Annotated in this window: 16 protein-coding genes; all 16 read left to right on the top strand. The window is 41.7% G+C overall.

Annotated features, from left to right (window positions below; translation table 11 throughout):
* Positions 1-64 precede the first annotated feature (64 nt).
* Positions 65-1,876 carry a sensor histidine kinase gene (locus tag CD03_RS0120585; RefSeq protein WP_027295251.1) on the top strand — a complete coding sequence of 604 codons (1,812 nt, stop codon included), beginning with the start codon at positions 65-67 and terminating at the stop codon, positions 1,874-1,876.
* Entirely contained in the window at positions 1,869-3,473 is a 1,605-nt protein-coding gene (locus tag CD03_RS36285) for a response regulator (protein WP_027295250.1), read from the top strand. The genes CD03_RS0120585 and CD03_RS36285 overlap by 8 nt, the downstream gene beginning before the upstream one ends.
* Before the next feature lie 142 nt (positions 3,474-3,615).
* Positions 3,616-4,917, top strand: a complete 1,302-nt coding sequence (locus CD03_RS0120575; RefSeq protein WP_027295249.1) for an ABC transporter substrate-binding protein — start codon at positions 3,616-3,618, stop codon at positions 4,915-4,917.
* Between the two features lie 12 nt (positions 4,918-4,929).
* Positions 4,930-5,811 (top strand): carbohydrate ABC transporter permease, encoded by an 882-nt coding sequence (locus CD03_RS0120570; RefSeq protein WP_027295248.1) that lies wholly within the window; start codon positions 4,930-4,932, stop codon positions 5,809-5,811.
* 11 nt (positions 5,812-5,822) lie between these two features.
* Complete coding sequence (locus CD03_RS0120565; protein WP_027295247.1) at positions 5,823-6,650, top strand: carbohydrate ABC transporter permease; 828 nt, start codon at positions 5,823-5,825, stop codon at positions 6,648-6,650.
* Between the two features lie 22 nt (positions 6,651-6,672).
* Positions 6,673-7,668: a uroporphyrinogen decarboxylase family protein gene (locus tag CD03_RS0120560; protein ID WP_027295246.1), complete on the top strand. Its 996-nt coding sequence runs from the start codon at positions 6,673-6,675 to the stop codon at positions 7,666-7,668.
* A 223-nt stretch (positions 7,669-7,891) separates the two neighbouring features.
* Positions 7,892-9,418: an ABC transporter substrate-binding protein gene (locus CD03_RS0120555; protein WP_027295245.1), complete on the top strand. Its 1,527-nt coding sequence runs from the start codon at positions 7,892-7,894 to the stop codon at positions 9,416-9,418.
* A gap of 75 nt (positions 9,419-9,493) precedes the next feature.
* The gene (locus CD03_RS0120550; protein WP_044289553.1) at positions 9,494-10,423 is read left to right on the top strand and encodes an ABC transporter permease; all 930 of its coding nucleotides are present in this window, start codon (positions 9,494-9,496) and stop codon (positions 10,421-10,423) included.
* Between the two features lie 104 nt (positions 10,424-10,527).
* The gene (locus CD03_RS0120545; protein ID WP_027295243.1) at positions 10,528-11,430 is read left to right on the top strand and encodes a carbohydrate ABC transporter permease; all 903 of its coding nucleotides are present in this window, start codon (positions 10,528-10,530) and stop codon (positions 11,428-11,430) included.
* A 23-nt stretch (positions 11,431-11,453) separates the two neighbouring features.
* On the top strand, positions 11,454-13,274 hold the full coding sequence (locus CD03_RS34215) for a sensor histidine kinase (protein ID WP_044289552.1): 1,821 nt from the start codon (positions 11,454-11,456) through the stop codon (positions 13,272-13,274).
* Entirely contained in the window at positions 13,271-14,860 is a 1,590-nt protein-coding gene (locus CD03_RS0120535) for a response regulator transcription factor (RefSeq protein WP_027295242.1), read from the top strand. Before CD03_RS34215 ends, CD03_RS0120535 begins: the two co-directional genes overlap by 4 nt.
* Before the next feature lie 88 nt (positions 14,861-14,948).
* Entirely contained in the window at positions 14,949-17,234 is a 2,286-nt protein-coding gene (gene bglX / locus CD03_RS0120530; RefSeq protein ID WP_330377293.1) for a beta-glucosidase BglX, read from the top strand.
* A 217-nt stretch (positions 17,235-17,451) separates the two neighbouring features.
* Positions 17,452-20,097, top strand: coding sequence for an alpha-L-rhamnosidase (locus CD03_RS0120525; protein ID WP_027295240.1), 2,646 nt, complete (start codon positions 17,452-17,454; stop codon positions 20,095-20,097).
* A gap of 142 nt (positions 20,098-20,239) precedes the next feature.
* The gene (locus CD03_RS0120520) at positions 20,240-21,649 is read left to right on the top strand and encodes an ABC transporter substrate-binding protein (protein ID WP_027295239.1); all 1,410 of its coding nucleotides are present in this window, start codon (positions 20,240-20,242) and stop codon (positions 21,647-21,649) included.
* A 93-nt stretch (positions 21,650-21,742) separates the two neighbouring features.
* Entirely contained in the window at positions 21,743-22,615 is an 873-nt protein-coding gene (locus tag CD03_RS0120515) for a carbohydrate ABC transporter permease (RefSeq protein ID WP_027295238.1), read from the top strand.
* Positions 22,615-23,436: a carbohydrate ABC transporter permease gene (locus CD03_RS0120510; RefSeq protein ID WP_044289550.1), complete on the top strand. Its 822-nt coding sequence runs from the start codon at positions 22,615-22,617 to the stop codon at positions 23,434-23,436. The genes CD03_RS0120515 and CD03_RS0120510 overlap by 1 nt, the downstream gene beginning before the upstream one ends.
* Positions 23,437-23,451 lie beyond the last annotated feature (15 nt).

Genomic DNA, 23,451 nt, shown 5'->3' with positions numbered 1-23,451 from the left:
CAGGAAACGGATTTTATATAATGAATATAATTGATATTCAGGCATGCCATAGCGGGGGTGGAAAATGGTGAAAAGAATAGGTGCGGTGTTAAAGAAACGAAAAGTAATGTGGGATTTGTACCAAAAGCTGATGATGACTTTCTGTAGTATTTTTTTTCTTTCTGTATTGGCAATTGCAGTTACATCAGGTGAGATTACCAGAGAATACGAATTAAATAACTATAAAAATTATTCAAATCAGGCCATGCTTGATATTAACAGGAATCTGACTTACATAACAGATGATGTGGCAACGCTTTCCAGGTTTTTGATCAGTGATGAAATGGTTCAGAAGCTGATTTCATTAAAAGCCGGAGACGGGGAGTATAATCCAACCCTGCGCTCGGTTAAAGAGACCATGTTAAAATTAATTATTGATAAAGATTATGTGGAATCTGTTTCCATATATAATTTGGCTGGGGACATCGTTACCGTAGGTGCAGCAAATTCCTATCTGACCCAATACTCGGTATTATGTGGGCAGCAATGGTTTGAAGAGATGAAGTCACGTAAAGGAGGGCACATTTGGGTAAACACTCAGTTTAACGGGATTCAGAAGGTAGAAGACAGGATCGTATTCGGACGCATTATCAACAAGTTAGATTCTCAGACAGCTTTGGGAACAATGATTGTGACGTTGAAAAATAATTACCTTGCATCGCTGTTAAATGGAACCGGCAGCCATAATGTGGGTGATGTCTATGCAATAAAAGATGATGGTAAAATATTGTTTGCACCGGCGGACAGCAAACCGGAATATGAGAAGACACTTGAGGAGCAGGGGATGCATGAGGCATATGAGGAGGGATTTTTTGAGGCGGGATCAAACTATCTTACCGTCTGCAGAGTGCAGAGCCTGGGATGGAATCTTATTTGCATTAACAGCAGGATGATCGTAATAGAAAGCCTGCTGGTAACTCTGATGACGTTGGTATTTGTAAGCATATGTGCGTGTGGTTTTGCAGTTATTATTTACAGCCGGTTTGCACGTAGGCTCAATAGAAGTGTTCATGTGATGACGGATGCAATGGACAGAGCGGAAGAGACAAAGTACAAAGAGGAGATGCCTTTGACAGAATTTCACATGAAGGAATTCATACGTCTGGGAGAAACGTATAACCAAATGATACGGAAAATGGGTTTCTTAATTAATGAGGTTATGCAGCAGAAACTAAATATTAAGCAGGCACAGTTAGAGAGCCTTCAGGCGAAGATTAACCCTCATTTCTTATACAATACCCTGGATGTGATCAACTTAAAGGCGATGGAGAATGATCAGGATGAGATATCAGAGATGATTATCAGTTTATCGGAAATGTTTCGGTTTAGTCTTGGCAATGGTGAAAAGGAAGTTCTCCTTAAAAAAGAAATTGAGAGCACCCGCTTCTATCTCCTTTTGCAAAAGAAGCGTATGGGTGACAGACTTAGGTATTTAATAGATATTTCCGAAAATATAAATAATTATTTTGTTATTAAATTCATTCTTCAGCCCCTGGTGGAAAACAGCATCATTCATGGATTAAAAGATAAGGAGGGGCGGGGATATGTAGGAGTGACGGCGGAAGAACAGGAAGACTGGCTGGTATTGAGCGTATTCGATAATGGAAGGGGCATAGTGGAGTCACAGATACAGCAGATTCTGGATGGAAATGCAAGCAGAGCAGACGGAAAAAAACATGGACATGGGATTTACAATGTAAATGAAAGGCTTAGGATACGATATGGAGAAGAGAGCCGGCTTCGTTTTTCTAACCGGAAAAACGGTGGAACACAAGTCACGATACGCATTTCAAAGGAGAAGCTAATACATAAAGAGGGGGACTGCTATCATGTATAAGATGATTCTGGCAGATGATGAACTTGTAATTTTAAAAAGTATGTCTAAAATAATTGAGTGGACCAAGTATGGTTTTATGGTATGTGGAGTAGCAGAAAGCGGGGAAGAAGTGCTGGAAAAGATCCCTTCACTAAACCCTGATCTGATCATAACGGATGTCATGATGCCCAGGCTAAACGGGATAGAACTTGCAAAAAAAATCAGGGATAAGTATCCCAATATTGAAGTGGCAGTATTGAGCGGTTATGATGAATTTGATTACGCACAATCTGCAATCCGGGCAGGAGTGGTGGAATATCTGACTAAACCAATGAAGAAAGAGGAGTTGATTGCCGCACTGGAACGGGTAAAAAATCGTTTAGACCGTAAAAAAATTATGTCCGAAAATATGGAGAATTTAAAAAAGGAAGTACAGAAGCAGATTCCCATTGTAAAAAACCAGTACTTTTGCGGCCTTATAAATGGTGTGAATGAATCCGAAAGCATGATCTTAGGTAAAATCAAAAATTTTGGCTGTAAACTGCAGGGTTATCCGTACTTATTATGTGCTTTTGAACTGGATTACCGGATTGATGAGAGCTATGACGTCTGTAAACATGAAATGCTGTGGGTCAAAATGAATATGATTGTGGAACAGGTCCTTATGAAGGAAATGCAGCGGTGGGAACATTTCAAACAGGGCAATAAGCTGTATTATATCCTGGAACCAAGAAGCGAAAGCGGTTATACAAAAGCGCTGGAGGATATGCTCACAGAGATTATCAGGGAGTTCAAAACCTTATCCGGAGAGAGTATATCAGCCGGAATCAGCAGTCAGTATGAAGAGTACGGAAAACTCTGCCAGGCAGCGAGAGAATGTGGGATCGCTTTAGAAGAACGCTGTAATACGGGGGATAACAGCTGCATTTTTTATGAGGATGTTAAGCTCACTGCCCATAAAAATTACATCTATAACCGTGATATGATGAATACGGTTATTTCTAAGATGCATGCGCTGAACCAAAAAGAAGTAGTCTGCTTAATTAACGGGATGTTTGAAGAACTAAAAAAAGAAAACGCTCTTTATCCGCAGTTTTATGGGCAAACTATTCTGCTGTTAGTTGAGATATACAATTTTGCGGTTGCCAGCAAGCATGAAGTGCAAAAAGAGGTCTGGCACAAGATTGCTGCGTTAGGGGATTATAAGACGGCGGAGTCCTTAAGGAAGCTTGCGATTAAAACGGTGGAGAGCGTGATTCCTGAAGTAAGACAGGAGAAGGAGAGCAAAGGAAGGGAATTAATAACAGCAATTGAAGACTATGTGCAGCAGCATATCGATAAAGAAATCTCTCTTCAGGAGATTGCAGATGCGGTGCATATCAGTAAAAGTTACCTCTGCAGCATTTTTAAAAGAGAATGCGGGGAGACCTTTTTTAACTATCTGACAACGGCCAGGATTAACAAAGCAAAGGAACTGTTAAAGAAAACAGAGCATAAAGTCTATGTAATCGCAGGAATGGTGGGATATCAGGATTATGCATATTTTGCACAGGTCTTTAAAAAATGTGTTGGGATTACGGCAAAAGAATACAGAGAGATTTACTGGGGAGAAATTTGAGAGGCCGGTTAAAGGGGATCTTACGATGCAGCATTTATGGATTTAACTGAATGATATACTACATGAAGATGGAATATATTCTATTTTCTTTATAAAGTATGCCTGATAAGCTATAGATACCAAAATGAAGGAGGGAAAAGATGTGAAAAAAACAAAAATGATTTCCACATTATTTGCAGGGTGTCTGGCATTAGCTATGCTGAGTGGCTGTAATGGCAAAACGGAGGGGGCAGCGGCGGATACTGCCGGTTCGGGGACAGAAGTGCAAAGTGAAGCAAAAAAAGAATCGTCCAGTGAAGAAGTAAAATTAACGGCGCTGGTGCATTTTGATGAGCAAAGCGACAATGTCTGGAAAAAGGATGCTTTTTGGGAAACTGCGGATGCGCTTGGTTATAAGATCGACGTGGAGTTTGTGGATGATGCAACTTACAAGACAAAGATTCGGGTAATGCTGCAGGCAAATGAGCTACCGGATATTTTTTATACCTGGGGAGGCAGCTACAGTACACCGTTTCTGGATGCAGATATGATGTATCCGTTAGAAGATGCACTGGAGTCATCAGGATATGAACTTGCGGAGGTTTATAAACAGCCTGCAGAAGACGGACATCTGTATGCATTGCCCGTGAATGCTTTGGAGGCATATTGTCTGTTTTACAATAAAGATGTATTTCAACAGTTAAATATGAAAATTCCGGAAAACTGGGAAGAATTACTAAAGGTGGTGGATACCTGTAGCGAAAATGGAATCAGTGCTTTCGGGCTTGGGAATAAGGACAGGTGGGAAGGTGACCTTTTCTATAATATGATGGTGGTCAGAGAAGATGCTGACGCTTTTGCAAAAGCGGTAAACGGTGAAGAGGAATTTACCGGAAAGGCATTTGTTGATGCAGCGGGTAAGGTATCTGAGCTGATAGAGAAAAATGCTTTCCACAGCGGGTATATGCAGGCAAGTCCGGATGAATGCATTGAACTGCTGAAAGTGGGCCAGATTGCAATGTATCCTGCTGGTTCCTGGAATCTGGGAACATTTGAAAATGAAGAAAATATCGGATATACGGTATTTACAAAAACAGGGGCAGAAGATCCATACCTGACCTGTTGTGGAAATGCTGCTGATGCGGGAATATGTGTCAGCAAATCAGAGAAGTCGGAAGCGGCAGCGAAATTTGCAGTGGAATATACGAAACGGGTAAATGACCATCTTACCGGTGCGGGAGCCCAGTCTTATTATAAAACAGACATTGTACCGGAAAATATGACGGAGATGCGGAAATCTTATATAGACAATTTCAATAAGCTGGAAAAGACGCAGCTCTGGTGGTATACATATCTGGATACTGATATCGGTGAACCGATGCGTGATCTCTCACAGGAGTTTTTTGCCGGCGGCATTGCAGTTTCGGATTACGTGAATCAGCTGCAAAGCCTGATCAGGGACTGACGGGAGGGCCATATGGTAAAACTTTTGTCAAACAAAAAGGTAATTGCATTGTTTGTATTACCGGGTTTGCTGTTATTTGCAATGGTTTTTGTTTATCCCATTATATATACTATAAATCTTAGCTTTACCTCCTGGCGTGGCGTTGGAGGCAAAGAGTATATCGGGTTTTCCAACTACACAGAGCTTTTTCACGATAAGGTATTTCTTTTGTCTGTTAAGAATACCATGTGTATTCTGGGTATAGCACTGGCTGGACAGCTGATACCGGCATTGTTTTTTGCGATACTGTTGTCTAATTTAAAGAGAGGAACCAGATTCTTTCGGATTGTTTTCTTTATACCGGTATTGTTGTCATCTACGGCAATTGCCCTGATGTGGGGACAGATTTATAATTCCAATTATGGCATGCTCAATGCACTGTTACGGATGATGGGATTGGAAAGTTGGATGAAAGACTGGCTTTCTGACCCGGCAACGTGCCTGACTGCTGTAATTATACCGGTTATTTGGCAGTGGATCGGTTATCATTTAATTATTATGTATTCCGGTCTGAAAGCAATTCCGGATCAATATATCGAAGCAGCAAGATTAGACGGTGCAACCAATTTTCAGGTAGCAGTTCGGATCATCATACCGATGATGCAGGATATTATTAAAGTATGTGTGATCCTTGCGGCGGTGGGAAGTATTAAAATCTTTGACAATATTTATATCATGACTGCCGGAGGTCCGTATAACCTGACTGCCACCATTGCAATCAAGATGTACAATGAAGCATTTTTAAAGATGAACTTTGGATATGGCAGCGCCATAGTCGTAATACTTTGTATCATCTGCATGGCGGTATTCTTGTTTATCAATAAAGTGATGAACCGCGAAGCAATTGAATATTAGGAGGGCTGAAAATGAAAGTCAATATGAAAAAGGTACCGGTTTATATAGTGTTGGGGTTCTTTTCGGCAATCCAGATTTTTCCACTGCTTTGGTTAGTTAATTACTCCTTTAAAAATAATACTGAAATCTTTACCAAAAGCCCTCTGGCGTTTGCGGAACATTTTAATGCAGGAAACTATATCACAGCGTGGGTAAAAGGATCGGTAGGCAAGTATTTTATGAATAGTTTGTTCGTCAGTTTTTTCAGTGTGCTGATTACTTTACTGCTTGGGTGTATGATTGGATATGGCATTACCAGAATGTTTTGGAAAATGAAGAATGCAGTACTGGCATTTATCATGCTGGGCATGATGATTCCCATTCACGCTACGTTAATACCGCTTTTTATCCTGATGCAGAATATGGGAATGCTCAATTCCAGATGGGCAATTATCATTCCATATATAGCAGCGGGAATGCCGCTGGCGGTATTTACCATCAGTAATTTTATGCGCAGTATTCCCAGGGAGTTAGAAGAGGCGGCATTTATTGACGGATGCGGGGTATTTCGGTCATTCGCACAGATTATTATGCCATCCTTAAAGCCAATTATGGCAACGGTGTCTATATTCTGTTTTATGAACAACTGGAATGAATTTATTATGGCAAGTACCTATTTACAAAGCAGCGAACTGTATACTCTGCCAATTGGCCTGCGTGCATTCAAGGGGCAGTATACGGCAGAACTGGGACCGATGGCAGCGTGTATTGTCATTGCAAGTATTCCGTTGCTGATCTTTTACTGCTTTTTCAGTGAACAGGTTGAAAAAAGTTTTGCCGCAGGCAGCGGACTAAAGTAAATTAATACGAGGGAGGAATAAAATGCAGACATCAAGAGAGCTTGTATACCGAGCAATGGAATTTCGTAATCCGGAGAGGATACCCATCTGCCTTTGCTTTGATGAGGATGACCAGAACCGGGAGAATACAAAATCAGTACGGGCAGCTTATGATTCAGATATAGTAATCGTGTCATTTGACGATCCGGAGTTTGAACCTGTGGAAGAAGGATATACCATATGGGGCTATAAGATGGAGAACTTCGGAGAGACCATGGGGGAGGTAAAAGATTACCCAATTAAAACCTGGAATGATTTTGAAAAGTGGCGGCAGGCATTGCCCGATTTTACTGTAGACAGAGGGTACCGGGATGCCAGATCAATGCGGAAGAAGTATCCAGACAGGTTTTTGGCAGGGGGATTGGGGATGATGATGGAAAATATGCTCAATCTGCGTGGCTATGAAGAAGCAATGGTTGATTACTATGAGGAAGAAGATAATTTAAACAGCCTGATAGATGTCTTGTACGACTGCGGCAGAAAGATGGCAGATGGCTATGCCAGAGCAGGCATGGATGCTGTGATTGCCTGGGAAGATTGGGGACTGCAGAATTCCCCGATGATATCCTATGCCCTCTGGAAGGAATTTTACTATGAGCGAATGAAGGCGTTTGTTGATTATATCCACAGCAAAGGCATGAAATATATCCTGCATTCATGCGGCCATATTACGTATCTCTTGGATACTTTTGTGGAAATGGGGGTTGATGTCATTCAGATGGATCAGCAGATGAATATGGGACTGGATACTCTGGAAGCGTGGAAAGGCAAAATTTGTTTTATGTGTCCGGTAGATATTCAGTACAGCAGTTCCATGCAGCGAGAGGAAATGGGCCGTTATATACAGCAGATGTACCAGCATCTGGATACGGGACACGGCGGACTGATCTATAAAAGTTATGCACAGCCTGCAGCCATCCATATGCCGGAGAGGAAGATAATGGACGAGATTGAATTTGTGATGGGAATTAAAATGTAGATGTCTAGCATTAGAATGTAATAATAATGACTTCTTTAAGGTAAGAATTAAGAGTTTCATATTCTTACCTTAAAGGAGTTTTTTTTGACAGGTCAGAGTAATAAGCTGCGTCTGTAATGTCAAACCAGTGATAGTTTTAAGTCAGACCAGTTATAGCAATCTTTTTTAATCACCGTTATAATACAACTATAATCAGTCGTATGACAAAGCAGGAGGAAAATTAATGAAAAAGAGTAAGTGGATCAGCCTTTTATTAGCAGGTATATTAACATTGTCTCTGGCTGGCTGCGGAGGTGGAAATACAGCCGACACAGCCGGTACCGGGAGTGCAGCCAGTGACAGTAAGACGAATGACAAAGGAGAACCCTATACGGTAACCATGGTTCTGCAGGGAAGCCAGCCCCAGGATGAAGAGAGAATTGAAGGAAAGATCAATGAAATTCTGGAAAAAGAATTGAATGCCAAGCTGGATATTGTGATGCTTCCCTGGGCAAGTGCATCCCAGCAGCTGCAGTTAATGCTATCCGGTGATGAGAAAATTGACTGTTTTTACACGAATGCCACAGGGGCAATGAAGTTTATGCATGCAGGCCAGATCATGGATATGTCAGAGCTGGTAGAAAAATATGGGACAAACTTAAAAGAAATTTATGGGGAAGAGGTATTAAAACTGAATTCCATAGATGGATTCCTCTATGGTGTGCCAAACCAAATCGAGAGGGGAAGTATACCGGCAGTTTTCATGCGTAAGGATATGATAGAAAAATATAACATTGACACATCTGCAATTAAGGAACCTAAAGATCTGGAAAAAGTCTTTGAGGCTGTTAAAAAAGGAGAACCGGATATGACCATGCTGTTTTCTATTAACAGTGGGGATACACCTCTGGACAGGTTATTTCCGGGAGATACTTTGTCAGATGCAAATGGCTTAGGCGTACTGATGGATCAGACCGAAAATACGAAGATTGAAAATCTGTTTGCAAGCGACTGGTACATGCAGACTACAAAGATGCTTTATGACTGGTACCAGAAAGGATATATCAGCAAGGATGCAGGTACGGCAACCGAAAACTGGAGAACGGTATGCAAGGCTGGAAATCTGTTCTCACTGTTCTTTGCGTATCATCCGGGTACACCAGTGGAATTTAAAAGTTCTACAGGATACGATTTTGAAATAGTAAAGTTCAGGGATTACCCGATTAAAAACTGTCAGACCTATTCCGGTATTATTTTCTCGCTGGCACAAAACTGTGAAAATCCGGATAAGACAATGCAGGTATTAGATTATATCTATGGTAGTAAGGAAATTATGAATCTGCTGAACTGGGGTGAAGAAGGTACAGACTATGTCATCGAGGATCAGGAAAATGATATTATCAATTATCCGGAAGGAATTACCACGGATAATGTAGGATACAGCCTGAACCTGGGATGGGAATTGCCCAATCAGTTTATTGCCCACAAATGGAATGGAAGTGATCCAAAGCTCTGGCAAAAAATGGAAGAATTTAATAAGAGTGCAAAGGATTCAAAAGCAATGGGATTTTTATTTGACGATTCAGCGGTAGAAAGTGATGTCTCAGCGTTGGCAAATGTGGTGTCACAGTACCGGGGATCTCTAAACAGCGGATCTGTAAATCCGGAAGAATACATTCCTAAATTTCTGAAAGATCTGGAAGCAGCCGGAATCGATCGTGTGATTGAGGCCAAACAGAAACAATTTGATGAATGGCTGAAGCGTGATTAAAATTCTGGCACAGAATAAATAGAAATGGGATGACTGCCGTAAAACAAAAGTTTTACGGCAGTTTTAAAAAGGAGAATGAATGTGAATAAAAAATCAAAGTTGCTGGTTTATAAAAAACATTTCCCGCTGTATCTTATGATTTTGCCGGGAGTACTTTATTTAATTATAAATAATTATATTCCTATGGCAGGAATGATAATTGCATTTAAGAAGGTTAATTTTTCGAAAGGGATTTTAGCCAGTCCATTTTGTGGATTAGATAATTTTAAGTTCTTATTTTCCTCCGATCAGGCATGGATAATAACCAGAAATACAATGTTATACAATCTTGCCTTTATTTTAGTAAACATGGTGATTGGAATTGCAATTGCCATTTTGATTACCCAGGTACGCAGTAAAAAAATGAAAAAATTATACCAGAGTGCGATCCTGCTTCCGTTTTTAATGTCTATGGTAATTCTTAGCTACATTGTTTATGCCATGCTGAGCGCAGAAAATGGAATGGTAAATAACTCCATATTAAAGGCACTTCATATTGATCCGGTACAATGGTATCAGAGACCGGAATACTGGCCCTTTATATTAGTAATCGCAAACTGCTGGAAAGGGGTTGGGTATGGATGCTTAATCTATATTGCGACTTTGATTGGCATAGATCCCACATTTTATGAGGCAGCCAGGCTGGATGGGGCAACGAAATGGCAGGAGATTAAGAAAATTACCCTTCCATGTATGGTTCCTACGATAATTACGCTGCTTCTTTTAAGTATTGGGAGAATCTTCTATTCGGATTTCGGGTTATTCTACCAGGTTCCCATGAACTCCGGTGTCCTTCTTCCTACCACAAATGTAATTGATACATATGTATACCGTGCTTTAATTGAACAGGGAAATATCAGCATGTCTTCGGCGGCAGGCGTTTATCAGTCTCTTGTAGGATTTGCGGTAGTTATGGTCAGTAACTGGGTGGTCAGACGGGCAGATAAAGAAAAAGCACTATTTTAGTAAGAAACTCAGTAAACAGAAAGGAAGCCACCCAAAGATTCTTCTAACAGGATTTAAAAGTGGCAGTATTGCAGTCAGGTCTGCAATATGCAGGGGGTATAAAAATGTATCATTCGAAAAAGAACAAACGTTATCAGTTCATTATTAATCTACTTCTCATAATTGTAACGCTTTCTATTATTTTACCGTTTTTGCTGGTTTTTATCTCATCTATTACAGATGAAAATACACTGATACGGGAGGGGTATTCGTTTTTTCCAAAACAACTCAGCCTATATGCGTATCAGTATATTATTCAGCAGGGCGACAAAATTTTAAGGGCTTATGGAATTACGATTATCGTAACGCTTCTGGGGACGGTGGTAAATATCTCAATGTCTGCCCTTATGGCTTATCCGCTATCGGTGAAAACGCTGCCCCACAGGCGGGCAATTACATTTTTTGTGTTTTTCACAATGCTGTTTAATGGGGGCTTAGTACCATCTTATCTGATGTATGTTAATTATTTTCAGATTAAAAACACACTATTTGCATTGCTGGTTCCAAACCTGCTGCTGAGTGCTAATAATATTCTGTTAATCCGTACATATTTTACAGGAAGTATCCCGGATGCACTATACGAAGCTGCGAAGATCGATGGTGCCACCCATTTTCAGATTTTTGGGAAAATAGTGATACCTCTTGGGAAGCCGATTCTTGTAACTATGGGGCTGTTTTCCGGACTTGCCTATTGGAATGACTGGACGAATGGTTTATACTATTTATCAGGAAATAGTGGTCAGAAGCTATATGGAATACAAAATCTGTTAAACCAGATGATCACGGACATTCAATATCTTGCCAGTGGTAAGGTGGCGGGTAATATAGGGGCTGAAGTGGCGAAGATGCCTACCATTTCAATTCGAATGGCGATAGCATTTATAGCAATGCTGCCGTTGTTTCTGATCTATCCGTTTTTACAGAAATATTTTTCAGAAGGAATAACGCTGGGGGCCGTTAAGGGCTAGTACTACAGCAGTAAGGAGTGGTGATGATTAAAAAGAAGGATGGGCAGCAGAAAAATATTGCACAGCAGATGAAAGGAATTGTAAAGATAATAATTCCGGTTTTGATACTCTATATTTTTCTGGGCGGCGTTATCCTTGAGAATATCCGTAAGCAGGCAATTAGGAATATGAATGAGATGTCAGAACTTTATATGGATGAACTGGATAACCGCTTTTTCCGCATCAGCCGAAGAATCCTGATAAATATCATGGAAGATAATTCAGAGGAATCTGTATTCCGGAAAAATGTTGAGCTAATCTGTGAAGACAGCCAGAATGATATTCAGATCAATTATGCCATCGGGAAGATCCGGGAGGATTTTCTGCAGTTTTCCTGGGAATACGGGGAAGAGTATCACTTTTTCTTATACCTGGAGGAGACCGGCAAATTTATCAATCTGGATCTGGATGCGGATACGGATCTGCTTAGCGACAAGATTAAGCGCTCTCTGATTGAGAAAATCCAGTCTAAGAAAAATACAACTTATTCTATTAAGCAAAAATGGGACAGTCTGTTCCTTAAAGAAGGCAACTATGTTTATAAAGCAGCTCAGATAAAGGGTATTTACCTGGGGTGCTATGTAAATGTAAAAGATATACTGGAGCCCTTTCAGAAGATTACCTCCGGCGGTGACGGCTATGTGCAGATGGTCAGCCATGATGGACAGGTTATAGGAAGAATTACGGATAAGGGAATTGAAGACAACAGCAGGAAGAAGGAAGACAATGAAAATAAAAATACCGGGGAATTGGCAGCCGGAGCATATGGTGCCGGGAAAAAAGAGTGGACGATAATTGTAAAAGAAATGAAACGTGCGCCGTTTTTCTTAGAGCTGCATATATCCGGGGAAAAGATCATTGGTATTCTGGCGGTGGTACTGGCTGCACTGCTGGTTCTGGTGCTGGTGCTTCTGTCAGCAGGGTATGGAATGGTATTTTATCTGAGAAAGTACGTGCTCAGCCCCATTCAGAAATTTACCAATAATCTGCTTCAGTATGATGCAGGGGACTATACTTATAATATAACGGACAGCAATCTGCTGGAGCTGGAGCAGATGGACGGACAGTTCCGCAAAATGATGCATCAGATCCGGAAGTTAAAAATCACCCTGTACGAGCAGGAACTGGAAAAGCAAAAAATAGAAATGGATTTCCTGAAGCTGCAGATCAGACCACACTTTTATTTAAACTGCCTTAATTTTATTTACAGTATGATTGATTTTAAAGAATATCAAAGCGCCAGAAAGATGTCAGCCATTACCGCAGATTATCTGCAGTATGTTTTCAAAAATAATCTGGAAAAAGTAAAAATTGAAGCAGAGCTGAATCATTGCAGAAATTACCTGGACATTCTACTGCTTCGTTACCAGGGTGGATTTGAATATTATATAGAGCAAAACGATGAGGTCATAAATGCGGAGATTTTCCCATTCCTGATTCAGGTATTCGTAGAGAATGCGGCAAAACATGCACTGACCATGGAACGGAAGATTCTGATTTCGGTTACGGTATATCCGGAGGAACGGGAAGAGGGAGAATTCGTAAACATATATATATCAGATACCGGAAAGGGATTTCCGGAAGATGTCCTGGACAGATTAAATCAGGGGCTCCCGTTACCAAATGCCAATGGGCATGGATTTGGAATAGAAAACTGTCTGAAGCGGTTTCGGTATTTTTATGGGGCTCAGGGAGAGATTCATTTTGAAAATAGTCCACTTGGAGGGGCAATTGTGGATATTCATATCCCGGTGGAAGACGCTGCTGGAGAGAATGGGGAAATAAATAATGGAGTAATGCAATGAACATTCTAATCGTAGATGATGAAAATTATGTGATTGACAGCATTAAGAAAAATATTTGTTGGGACAGGTTTCCCGTTACCAATATTTATACGGCAAACAGTATGCAGCAGGCACAGACCATCGTAGAGATGATTCCCATCCGGATCATCATCAGTGATATTATTATGCCCCAGGGTACCGGACTGGATTTTGTAAACTGGGTGAGGGAACAGGCATATCCGATACAGGTTATCTTTCTAACCAGCTATGCGGAATTTGAGTTTGTAAAGAAAGCAATCGCACTGGAATCCGTTGATTACCTGCTCAAACCCATTGATTTTATAAAGTTGTCGGATGTGCTTGTAAAGGCAGTGGAAAAATGTGAGATGCAGCAGAAATTCAAGGAGTACCGGACCGGATGTGAAAAGTGGGATCGGAATAAAAGGCTTGTGCATGAAAATTTTCTAAAAGATGTCATGGAAAATAAGTATACGGTTTTCGATCTTCCAGTATTCGAACATCTGGATTATACAATGGAGGATATATTTATACCGCTGTATCTGCATATTTATGACAGCGGCAGAACTTCAGAAAATTGGGATGAAAGCATATTGGAGTTTATTATCAGAAATGTTTTGGGTGAGCTTGTAAACGATATGGATTTGGAAGTTGAAACTGTATATCCCGAACAGCGTTACCGCTATGCTGCCATATTAAAGAAGCGTGGAAACGGTGGTAAAAAAAGAGAGATCTCAGACAGGCTGCCGGCAGTTATGGAAATGTTTCTGTCCTGGGCAAAAGGAAAACTGAAGAAAAATATCTGGTTCGGTGCAGGAAATCAGGCTTCCTTTAAAGAGCTCTCTGACAGTTTTACAGGTCTTAAGAAAATGAGGGAAGAAAACCTGGCAGTCTGGAACTGTGTGATGTGCGTCGAAAATTATGAGCGAAAAGAGATTGTTTATCAGAATCCCCACTTGCAGATGTGGAAAACACTTTTGGAAGAATACAAAACAGAAGATTTGATTTCCAGTATGTATGCGTATCTGGAGCAAATGGAACGGGATGTGATGATTACCCTGGAGAGTCTGAAAAAGTTCCGTATGGACGTTGTACAGCTGATCTATTCTTATCTGGCGGCTCAGGAGGTCACCGCCCATCTGCTTTTCGGTGCAAAGGAGAGTGAACAGGCTTATCTGATGGCGGTAGACGGCATATGGGGAGCAAAGGAATTTGTCAGCCATTATGTGGCAAAAGCAGTAAATCATATTGGTTTTATCCAGGAGTCAACCTCTGTAGTGGATGAGCTGCGAAGGTATATCGATATGCATTACCAGGAAGATATACGAAGGAGTGATCTGGCGGATCTGGTGTATCTTAATACAGATTATATTTCCAGAATTTTTAAGAAAGAAACAGGATTGTCTATTAGCAATTATCTGATTCAGAAGCGCGTGGAGGTGGCAAAAAGGCTTTTGACTCAGAGTAAGCTTCCTATAAATACTGTTTCTATTCACGTAGGATACAGTAACTTTTCATATTTTACGAAGATGTTTCGGGAGAATACCGGATGTTCACCGCTGGAATATAGAAGAAACTATAGTGAATGATGGCACACAGCAATGACTGTGACCAAACAATAATAGAACTTCAGGTAATTCAATAATAGAATAACAATAGAAAGGTTGCCACAATACGATGGCAGTGTTGCAGGAGCGCCTGCAATATAAAATGGGTACCATAATGAAACAGGCAGAATTAGAACAATTATTGAAAAGCATGTCTTTAGAAGAGAAGATTAACCAGATGCTGCAGGTGACAGGAGATTTTTATCTTGGAAAGACCGTAATCACCGGTCCTATGAGGGAAAACGGTTTTACGGAAGAAAGTGTGGCGCAGGCAGGCTCTGTAATAGGGCTTGCAGGAGCGGATGTGGTTAAGAAGGTACAAAAAGAATATATGGAGAAGCAGCCGCATCATATTCCGCTGCTGTTTATGCTGGACGTTATCAATGGATATAAAACCGTATTCCCTATTCCTCTGGGACAGGGAGCTGCTTTTGAACCGGAAATGTCCAAAAGCTGTGCAAAGGCAGCGGCAAAAGAGGCTGCGGTATCAGGGCTTCACATAACTTTTGCACCAATGGTGGACCTTGTAAGGGATGCCAGGTGGGGAAGAGTCATGGAATCCACAGGAGAGGATACCTATTTAAACTGTTGTTTTTCAAAAGCAATGGTGGAAGGATTTCAGGGCAGCGACTTAAAGGAGCCGTACCGGGTAGCTGCCTGCATCAAACATTTTGCAGGTTATGGGGCACCGGATGCCGGGCGGGATTATAATACGGTGGAGTTGTCCGAACATACTCTGCGGGAATTTTATCTTCCGGCATATCAGGCAGGTATAGAGGCAGGAAGTGCCCTGGTGATGACATCTTTTAATACGATTGACGGCGTCCCGGCAACGGGTAATAAATGGCTGATGCGTGATATTCTTCGCAAGGAAATGGGATTTGACGGTGTCTTGATTTCTGATTGGGCTGCCATGGAAGAGATTATTTATCACGGCTATTGTGAAGACCGCCTTGATGCTGCGAAGAGATCAATTGAAGCCGGTGTGGATATCGATATGATGACCGGTATATATTCCGAGCGTCTGCAGGAACTCATAGAAAATGGTAAGGTAGAGGAACGGCTGATAGATGAAGCAGCCATGCGTATTCTGGAACTGAAAAACAAGCTGGGGCTTTTTGAAAACCCATACAAGGATGCGGATGAGGAAAAAAGCCGGGAGATTATACTCTGCAGAGAACACCGGGAGCTGGCAAGGGAATGCGCGCGTAAGTCGTTTGTTTTGCTGAAAAATGAGGGGGCGCTTCCGGTACAAAAAGAACAAAAAATTGCATTTATAGGTCCATACACAGACAACAGGGAAATACTGGGAGCGTGGTCGTTTATTGGGAAAAGTGAAGATGCAGTTTCTATTAAGGATGCAGCCATGGAGGTGTTGGATCAAAGCAGAACAACATATTGCCAGGGCTGCCCGGTATTAGATGATACGGTGAAATTAGAAGGATTTGCGGCCGGCAATGAAGCGGAAGGGAAATCAAACAATACCGCAAACCCGGAGGATGAAGAACAGAAGCAGGCGGAAATGCTGAATACCGCAATAAAGGCGGCAAAAGAGGCTGACGTTGTAATCATGCCGCTGGGAGAACACCGGCTGCAATCGGGAGAGGCATGCAGCAGGGCAGAGATTGTAATACCGGAAGCGCAGATGGATTTGTTCCGGAAGATCTGCCAGGTACAGCCAAATGTAGTAGTAGTTCTCTTTAATGGACGACCATTGGATATCAGGGAGATTTCCCAAAAGGCTAAGGCTGTTTTGGAAGTCTGGATGCCGGGAACGGAAGGCGGGCATGCCATTATGGATGTACTGACCGGGGAATACAACCCCTCCGGCAAGCTGACTATGAGCTTCCCTTACAGCGTTGGACAGGTACCGGTACACTATAATGAATATTCTACAGGCAGGCCGCATGTACCGGGCAAAGACAAAGACAGGTTTCGCTCAAAATATCTGGATATTCCAAATGCACCCCTCTATCCATTTGGATATGGATTGAGCTATACTGATTTTGAAGTCTCTAAGACAGAACTGGACCATAGGGAAATGCAGCCGGAGGATACTGTAAGGGCTTCAGTCAGCATCAGGAATACAGGAAATATAGCAGGAACACAGGTACTGCAGTTGTATATCAGGGATGTGAAAGCCAGTGTGGTAAGACCGGTGAAAGAATTAAAAGGTTTCCAAAAGGTTCATTTACAACCTGGGGAAGAAAAAACAGTGACTTTTGAGATCAGAGAAGAAATGCTTCGTTTTTATTCGGAGAATAAGGTCTTTGAGAGTGAGGCAGGGGAATTTGAAGTGTATATAGGTGTGGATAGCAGTGTGGAGGAATGTGACAGGTTTTATTTGAAAAAATAAAAGAGTGGATATAGAAGAACAGATGTGGACTTTAGACGGTTTGCAGATCAGTGAGAACTGATTTGCAGGCCGTTTTTGTGCAGGGTGGATTTTTATGAATTTGGGACATGTATACTTCTGTAAATACTCCATGTATTATATGTAAATGCTGAATACTCTTTCTATAAATATTCATTTACAATAGGAAAAACAGGAGGAAAAAACAGGAGGAAGAAACATGCTGGAATATCAATTGAGTATTGAGAATCAAACATCGCCATTAGGACTGGATGTTCCAAAGCCGATGTTGAGCTGGAAAGTAATTACGAAAGAAAAAAACTGGATTCAGGAAGCTTATCAGATAGAAGTATATTTTTGCGGAAATGGAAAAGATCAGGAACAGGTTCTGATCTGGGACAGCGGAAATTGCTGCGGCAGCCAAATGAGCGCTTGCTATCAGGGAACAGAATTGCTATCAGGTATGGAATATTGCTTTCGCGTCCGAAGCTTCGGGAAGGGGCTGGGAGGAACAGAGGTACCATATAGTAAACCGTCATTTTGGCGGATGGGAATATTACGGCAGGAAGAGTGGAAAGCAAAATGGCTGGGAGTATCCGGCGATGTGGTTTCGAATCCGGTATATGAAAAGAAGATAAGTATCAAAAAGCCAGTGAAAAGTGCAATTGTATATGTTTGCGGTTTAGGTCATTACGAGTGGAGTATTGATTGTAAGAAGATTGGAGATGCCGTTCTTCAACCCGGTTGGACGGATTATAGACAGACTTGCTTCTACAATACATACGATGTTACAAAAGAATTGTCAATCCAGTCAGACCATAAAATTAAGATATGCCTGGGAGATGGCATGTACCACACGACGGCTGGGCAAAAGGGCAGATATGTGTATTTTGAACGTTCTTTTGGCAGAATGAAGTTTCTGCTTCAGATGGATATTTTGTATCAGGATGGTGGAAAAGAGCAGATAATCAGTGATGAGAGCTGGATACAAAGACCTGGACCAATTACATTTTCCAGTATTTATGGAGGAGAGGATTACGATGCCGGATTAGAGGGGGAAAACGAAGGGGAAATAAAAAGCTTCCCGGCAGAAGTTTCGGCGGCGCCCCAAGGGAAATTAACGGCTCAAAAAAATCCTCCGCTAAAGGTGATGGAGCGTCTAAAGGCTGTGGATGTAAAAAAAACAGATTCAGGATATCTCTATGATTTCGGACAAAATTTTTCAGGCTTTGTCAGAATGACGGCTTCGGGTGATCCGGGACAGGAGATTATAATGATCCCCGGGGAAATACTAAATGAATATGGAGAACCGGACCAAAGTGTGACAGGAAAAGATTATTATTGGAAATATACCTTTGGAAATAAGCGGGAGGCGGTTTGGGAACCTCGTTTTACCTATTATGGGTTTCGGTATGTACTGGTAAAAGGGGCTGTGCCTATAAATGATATGAAAATACAGGATGGGAGTAATGGGGCTTGTCTATTAGATCTTGAAGGAGAATTTATTTACCCTGATGTAAAACAAACCGGTAATTTTTCGTGTTCAATCCAGTTATTTAATCAAATCCATCATATTATTCGGCAAGCGATGCTGAGTAATATGAAAAGTGTGCTGACAGACTGTCCACACAGAGAAAAATTCGGCTGGCTGGAAGAATCACATCTTATAGGCCCTGCACTGCTGTTTAATTATGACCTGAAAAATTTATATAACAAAATTCTGGGGGATATTCGGGATGCACAGCATGAGAATGGGCTTGTGCCTGACATTGCCCCCGAATATATAACATTTGGGTATCATGAGGGCTATGTGGATTCGCCGGAGTGGGGAAGCGCGGCAATCCTGGTACCCTGGTATCTGTATCATAAATATGGTGAAAAGCGCATATTAGAAGAGAGCTATGATACCGCTGCCCGGTATATCGCATATTTAACTGGCAAGACACATCATGATGTGCTGCATCATGGGCTTGGGGACTGGTGTGACTTGGGCGTCCGGGCTCCCTTTACTCAAAATACACCTGTTCCGGTGACAGCTACCTGTATGTATGGGATAGATCTGCGGATTATGGAACAGATTTCTAAAATACTGGGTAAACAGCAGCAGGAAAAGTATTATGAAAACTTATATAAACAAGTGAAAAAAGAGTTTAATCTGCAGTTTTTTGATAATCAGACAGGCCATTATGCAACGGGAAGCCAGACTGCACAGGCTATGGCATTAATGGCTGGATTTGCGGAGGAATACTATGAAGAAAAAGTCCTGGAAGAGCTGGTATTAAATATACGTGCTAATCAGAATGGAACCACAGCCGGAGATGTGGGACATCCCTATGTACTGGCAGCATTAACCAGATATGGGAGGTCTGATGTGGTATATGATATGATGAGGGTGACAGACCGCCCGGGGTATGGGTATCAGGTTCAATGCGGGGCAACAGCCCTGGCGGAAGAATGGGATGGTCCGGATCCGCAGCATCCCCATGGTTCCCAGAATCACTTTATGCTGGGAAGTGCGGATGAATGGTTCTATACGGGACTTGGCGGAATCGGGCTTGTGCGGGAGGAAACTCAGATCTTCAGGATTAAAATCCAACCTTATTTTCCGAAAGATATGGAGTGGATGCAGGTATGGCATGAGCATCCTTATGGGAAAATCGAAGTATCCTGGAAACGGATAAATACAGAAATAGAGTTGTCTATTACTTTACCGCCCAATACCACAGGTGAAATTAATCTGCCTGTTTTATCTAAGGATCTTATTAACAGAAAAAGTCTGGTAAACGAAGTAAAGTTAGAGGATTATGGGCAAAATTGTAAGATATATGCAGGAAGCGGAACCTGGAGATTTTTCTTTACGAATTAATAATTCGGTAGTTTGCAATATGAATGAAAAGTACATGAATAATCTGTAGATTCTGCATGGGAATATATCAGCAGATCCGCTATACTGGTAAACATCAACGGAACAGCAAACAGAAGAAGGAAGAATAATAGGAGGAAAAGGTATGAAAAGCAGAAAGCTTATGGCTCTTTTATTGGGGGTATCGTTAACCATCGGTACACTTGCAGGCTGCGGAGGCAGTGAGAAAGAAACCGGAAAAACAACAGAGCAGGCAGCAACTAAAGCATCCGATAAAGGTCAGGAGGGATCAGGAGAAACAAAAACCCCGGATGGAACAGAGGAAGTATCTCAGAATTCCGGTCAGGAAGCTGAGGCTCTGGATTATGAAGGTGTTACGCTCAGTGTTGTACTGGCACAGGGCTGGGATACGCCGGGAAGAGAGGCATTGTTCCAGAAATACACGGATAAGACGGGGGTACAGTTTGATGTTCAGATGCTTCCGGATGATATGGCATCCGAGTTAATAAAAACTAAATTTGCTACAGAGGAACTTCCGGATATTATATTAAACTCCGGATCTGTAATAGAACATACTTATATGCTTCCTGAGGAACGCCTGGCAGACCTTACAGGAGAAGCGTGGACAGAACAGCTGATCAGTAAGGATTCCTTTATGGTAGATGGGAAAATCTGGGGAATTCCTCTCGGCGGGCAGGGCTTTTTTGCTTTTGCAGTGAATAAAAAAGTGTTTGCCGATAATGGACTGGACATTCCAACATCCAAAGAAGAGCTGGAACAATGTTTTGAAACGTTAAAGAAAAATGGGGTACAGCCAATGTATCTGGCTTCAAAAGATCCCTGGGTAGTGGGTAATATGACCAGCGGAGGTATTCAGAAAGCATTGGATAAAGATTCCCAGCTCATTGATAAATTAAATAAAAATGAGGTCAAATATCAGGATATACCAGGAATGATAGAGGTGTTTGAAGATTTAAGGAGATGGAATGAAGCCGGATATCTTGGTGACAATACCATGGCAGATTCCTGGGATGGAGAATATCAGGCATTTGGAGAAAATAAATGCGGTGTTACGATTGGACTGACAACATGGGATGTAACCATGGAAGAGAAATATCCGGGTTCTGCAGAAAATATGGAGCTGATCCCATTTTATATCGGTGACTCAGACACTTACTTTGCAGGTACCACAGCGCAGTGGTATATTCCCAAATCCGGGAAACACGTAGATATCGTAAAGGATTTCTTCAATTTTGCCGCAGAGCAGGAAAACCTGAATGCGTTTTACGGGGCCATGGGCGAAGCGTCAACTCCGTGGAAAGATGTAGAGGTAGACTGCCTGGCACCTACCAGACAATTAATAGAGAAATTAAACAGTGGTGAATACAGTTATCATTTTGGACATAATTCACTCGTTCAGGGACAGGACTTTGACGGACTCTGTAAACTCGCCCAGGAGGTGCTTATAGGTAACAAGACTGCGCAAGAGGGAGTAAAGGAGTATGATCAGATGAGATCCCAGATAGCAAAAGCCCTTGGATTGTCAGGATTCTGACAGACTGGGCATGAAGGTTAAGAATTGGAAAGCTGGGGGAAGAGGCGCATTGCTTTTGCCCTCAGTTTTCTTTCAGACAGAAAGGGGTTACATATGAATGCCAAGAAAGTGTATCCGAATTATTTTTGGTTTGTTCCATTGCTGATCTATACAATGATATTTATTATTCCCAGCATTCTGGGGCTTTTATATTCTTTTACAAACTGGACGATTTATTCATCTTCAAAAACCTTTTGCGGACTTGACAACTATAAAAATCTGCTGGGAGACAGCTTGTTCCGCATGGGATTTCGAAATACCATTATATTCACTATTTTTACTACTGCAGCCAAAGCAGTCATCGGATTTGCATTAGCCCTGGCACTGAATGCTAAAATACCGACTAAAAATGCTCTGAGGACTATTTATTATCTGCCTGCTATTTTCAGCAGTTTGATTGTGGGTGTAGTATTCCGTTCCATATTAATGCCAAAAACAGGTCTCTTAAATACGTTTTTAGGGGTGCTAAGCCCTGGGCTGGCAGCCAATGACTGGCTGGGACAACCCTCTACGGCAATGGCTGCGGTTATATTTGTAGAGATCTGGAGAGGAGCAGGCTATTGCATGGTACTTTTTCTGGCCGGTCTGCAGGGAATCTCCAGTGAATATTACGAAGCAGCTACAATTGACGGGGCAGGCGGCGGGCAGAAATTTAAGTCTATTACGGCACCGCTTATGATGCCAACCTTAAATACGGTTATATCCCTGAGTATTATCGGAGGGTTAAAGGTTTTTGATATTGTCATTGCGTTAACAAAAGGCGGACCGGGGCTGTCCACTGAGGTTTTAAGTACCACAGTTTATAAATATCTGGGGAATGGTGCGATGGGAACAGGAAGTGCCGCAAATATGTGTCTGACCGTGTTTGTAGTTATTGTATTTGCTGTGGTTAATTATGGACTGGGAAGAATGGAGGTTGATCAGTAATGAGACGTATGAAGATTAACAGGATGATTCTAACCGCTTTATTGTGGATTTGCAGCCTGTCCATTATATTTCCGCTGCTTCTTGTGGTAATAAATTCTGTAAAAACAGCTGCTGAGTCCGATATAATGAGGCTGACTCTGCCCGAAAGCCTCATATTTGAAAATTTTACCATGGTACTGAGTGAGGGTAGGGTATTCTCATCTTTTTTAAATAGTGTTATCATTACGGTATTAAGCGTAGGACTATCTGCAGTGCTGGGTGTTATGGCAGCGTTTGTTCTGGCTAGAAACCAAAGCAGGCTGAACAGGGCAGTGCGAAAGTATTTTCTTCTGGGTCTGATTATTCCTATGCAGCTAATTTCTTTGATAGAGGTACTAAAAATATATCATCTATATAACAATTATTTGGGTCTGATCCTGGTTTATACAGCCATATTTCTACCAATGACCATTATGCTTTCCTATGGGGCGGCGAAAACCCTGCCGAAAGAGATGGATGAAGCAGCAGTGACTGACGGATGTGGACCGTTAAGGTTGTTTTTCTCTGTTATCATGCCGCTGTTAAAGCCGGTAGTGACTACGGTATGCGTTACTCAGTTTATGTTCATCTGGAATGATTTTCAGTTTCCGCTTTACTTAATCACAGACTCTAATAAATGGACACTGGTTTTAGGCGTTTACGGCTTTTTGGGAAAATTTTCTTCCCAGTGGAATCTGGTTTGTGCCCATATTTTAATTTCCAGCCTGCCGGTTGTGTTTGTATATCTGTTTGGACAGAAATATATTGTAGATGGCATGGTTGCTGGAGCTGTTAAAGGATAATTTATCAGGATGGAG

It is taken from the genome of Robinsoniella sp. KNHs210 (assembly GCF_000686105.1).
Lineage (GTDB): Bacteria > Bacillota > Clostridia > Lachnospirales > Lachnospiraceae > Robinsoniella > Robinsoniella peoriensis.
Note: the sequence above shows the minus strand (reverse complement) of the source record. Positions and strands in the feature narration are given on the sequence as shown.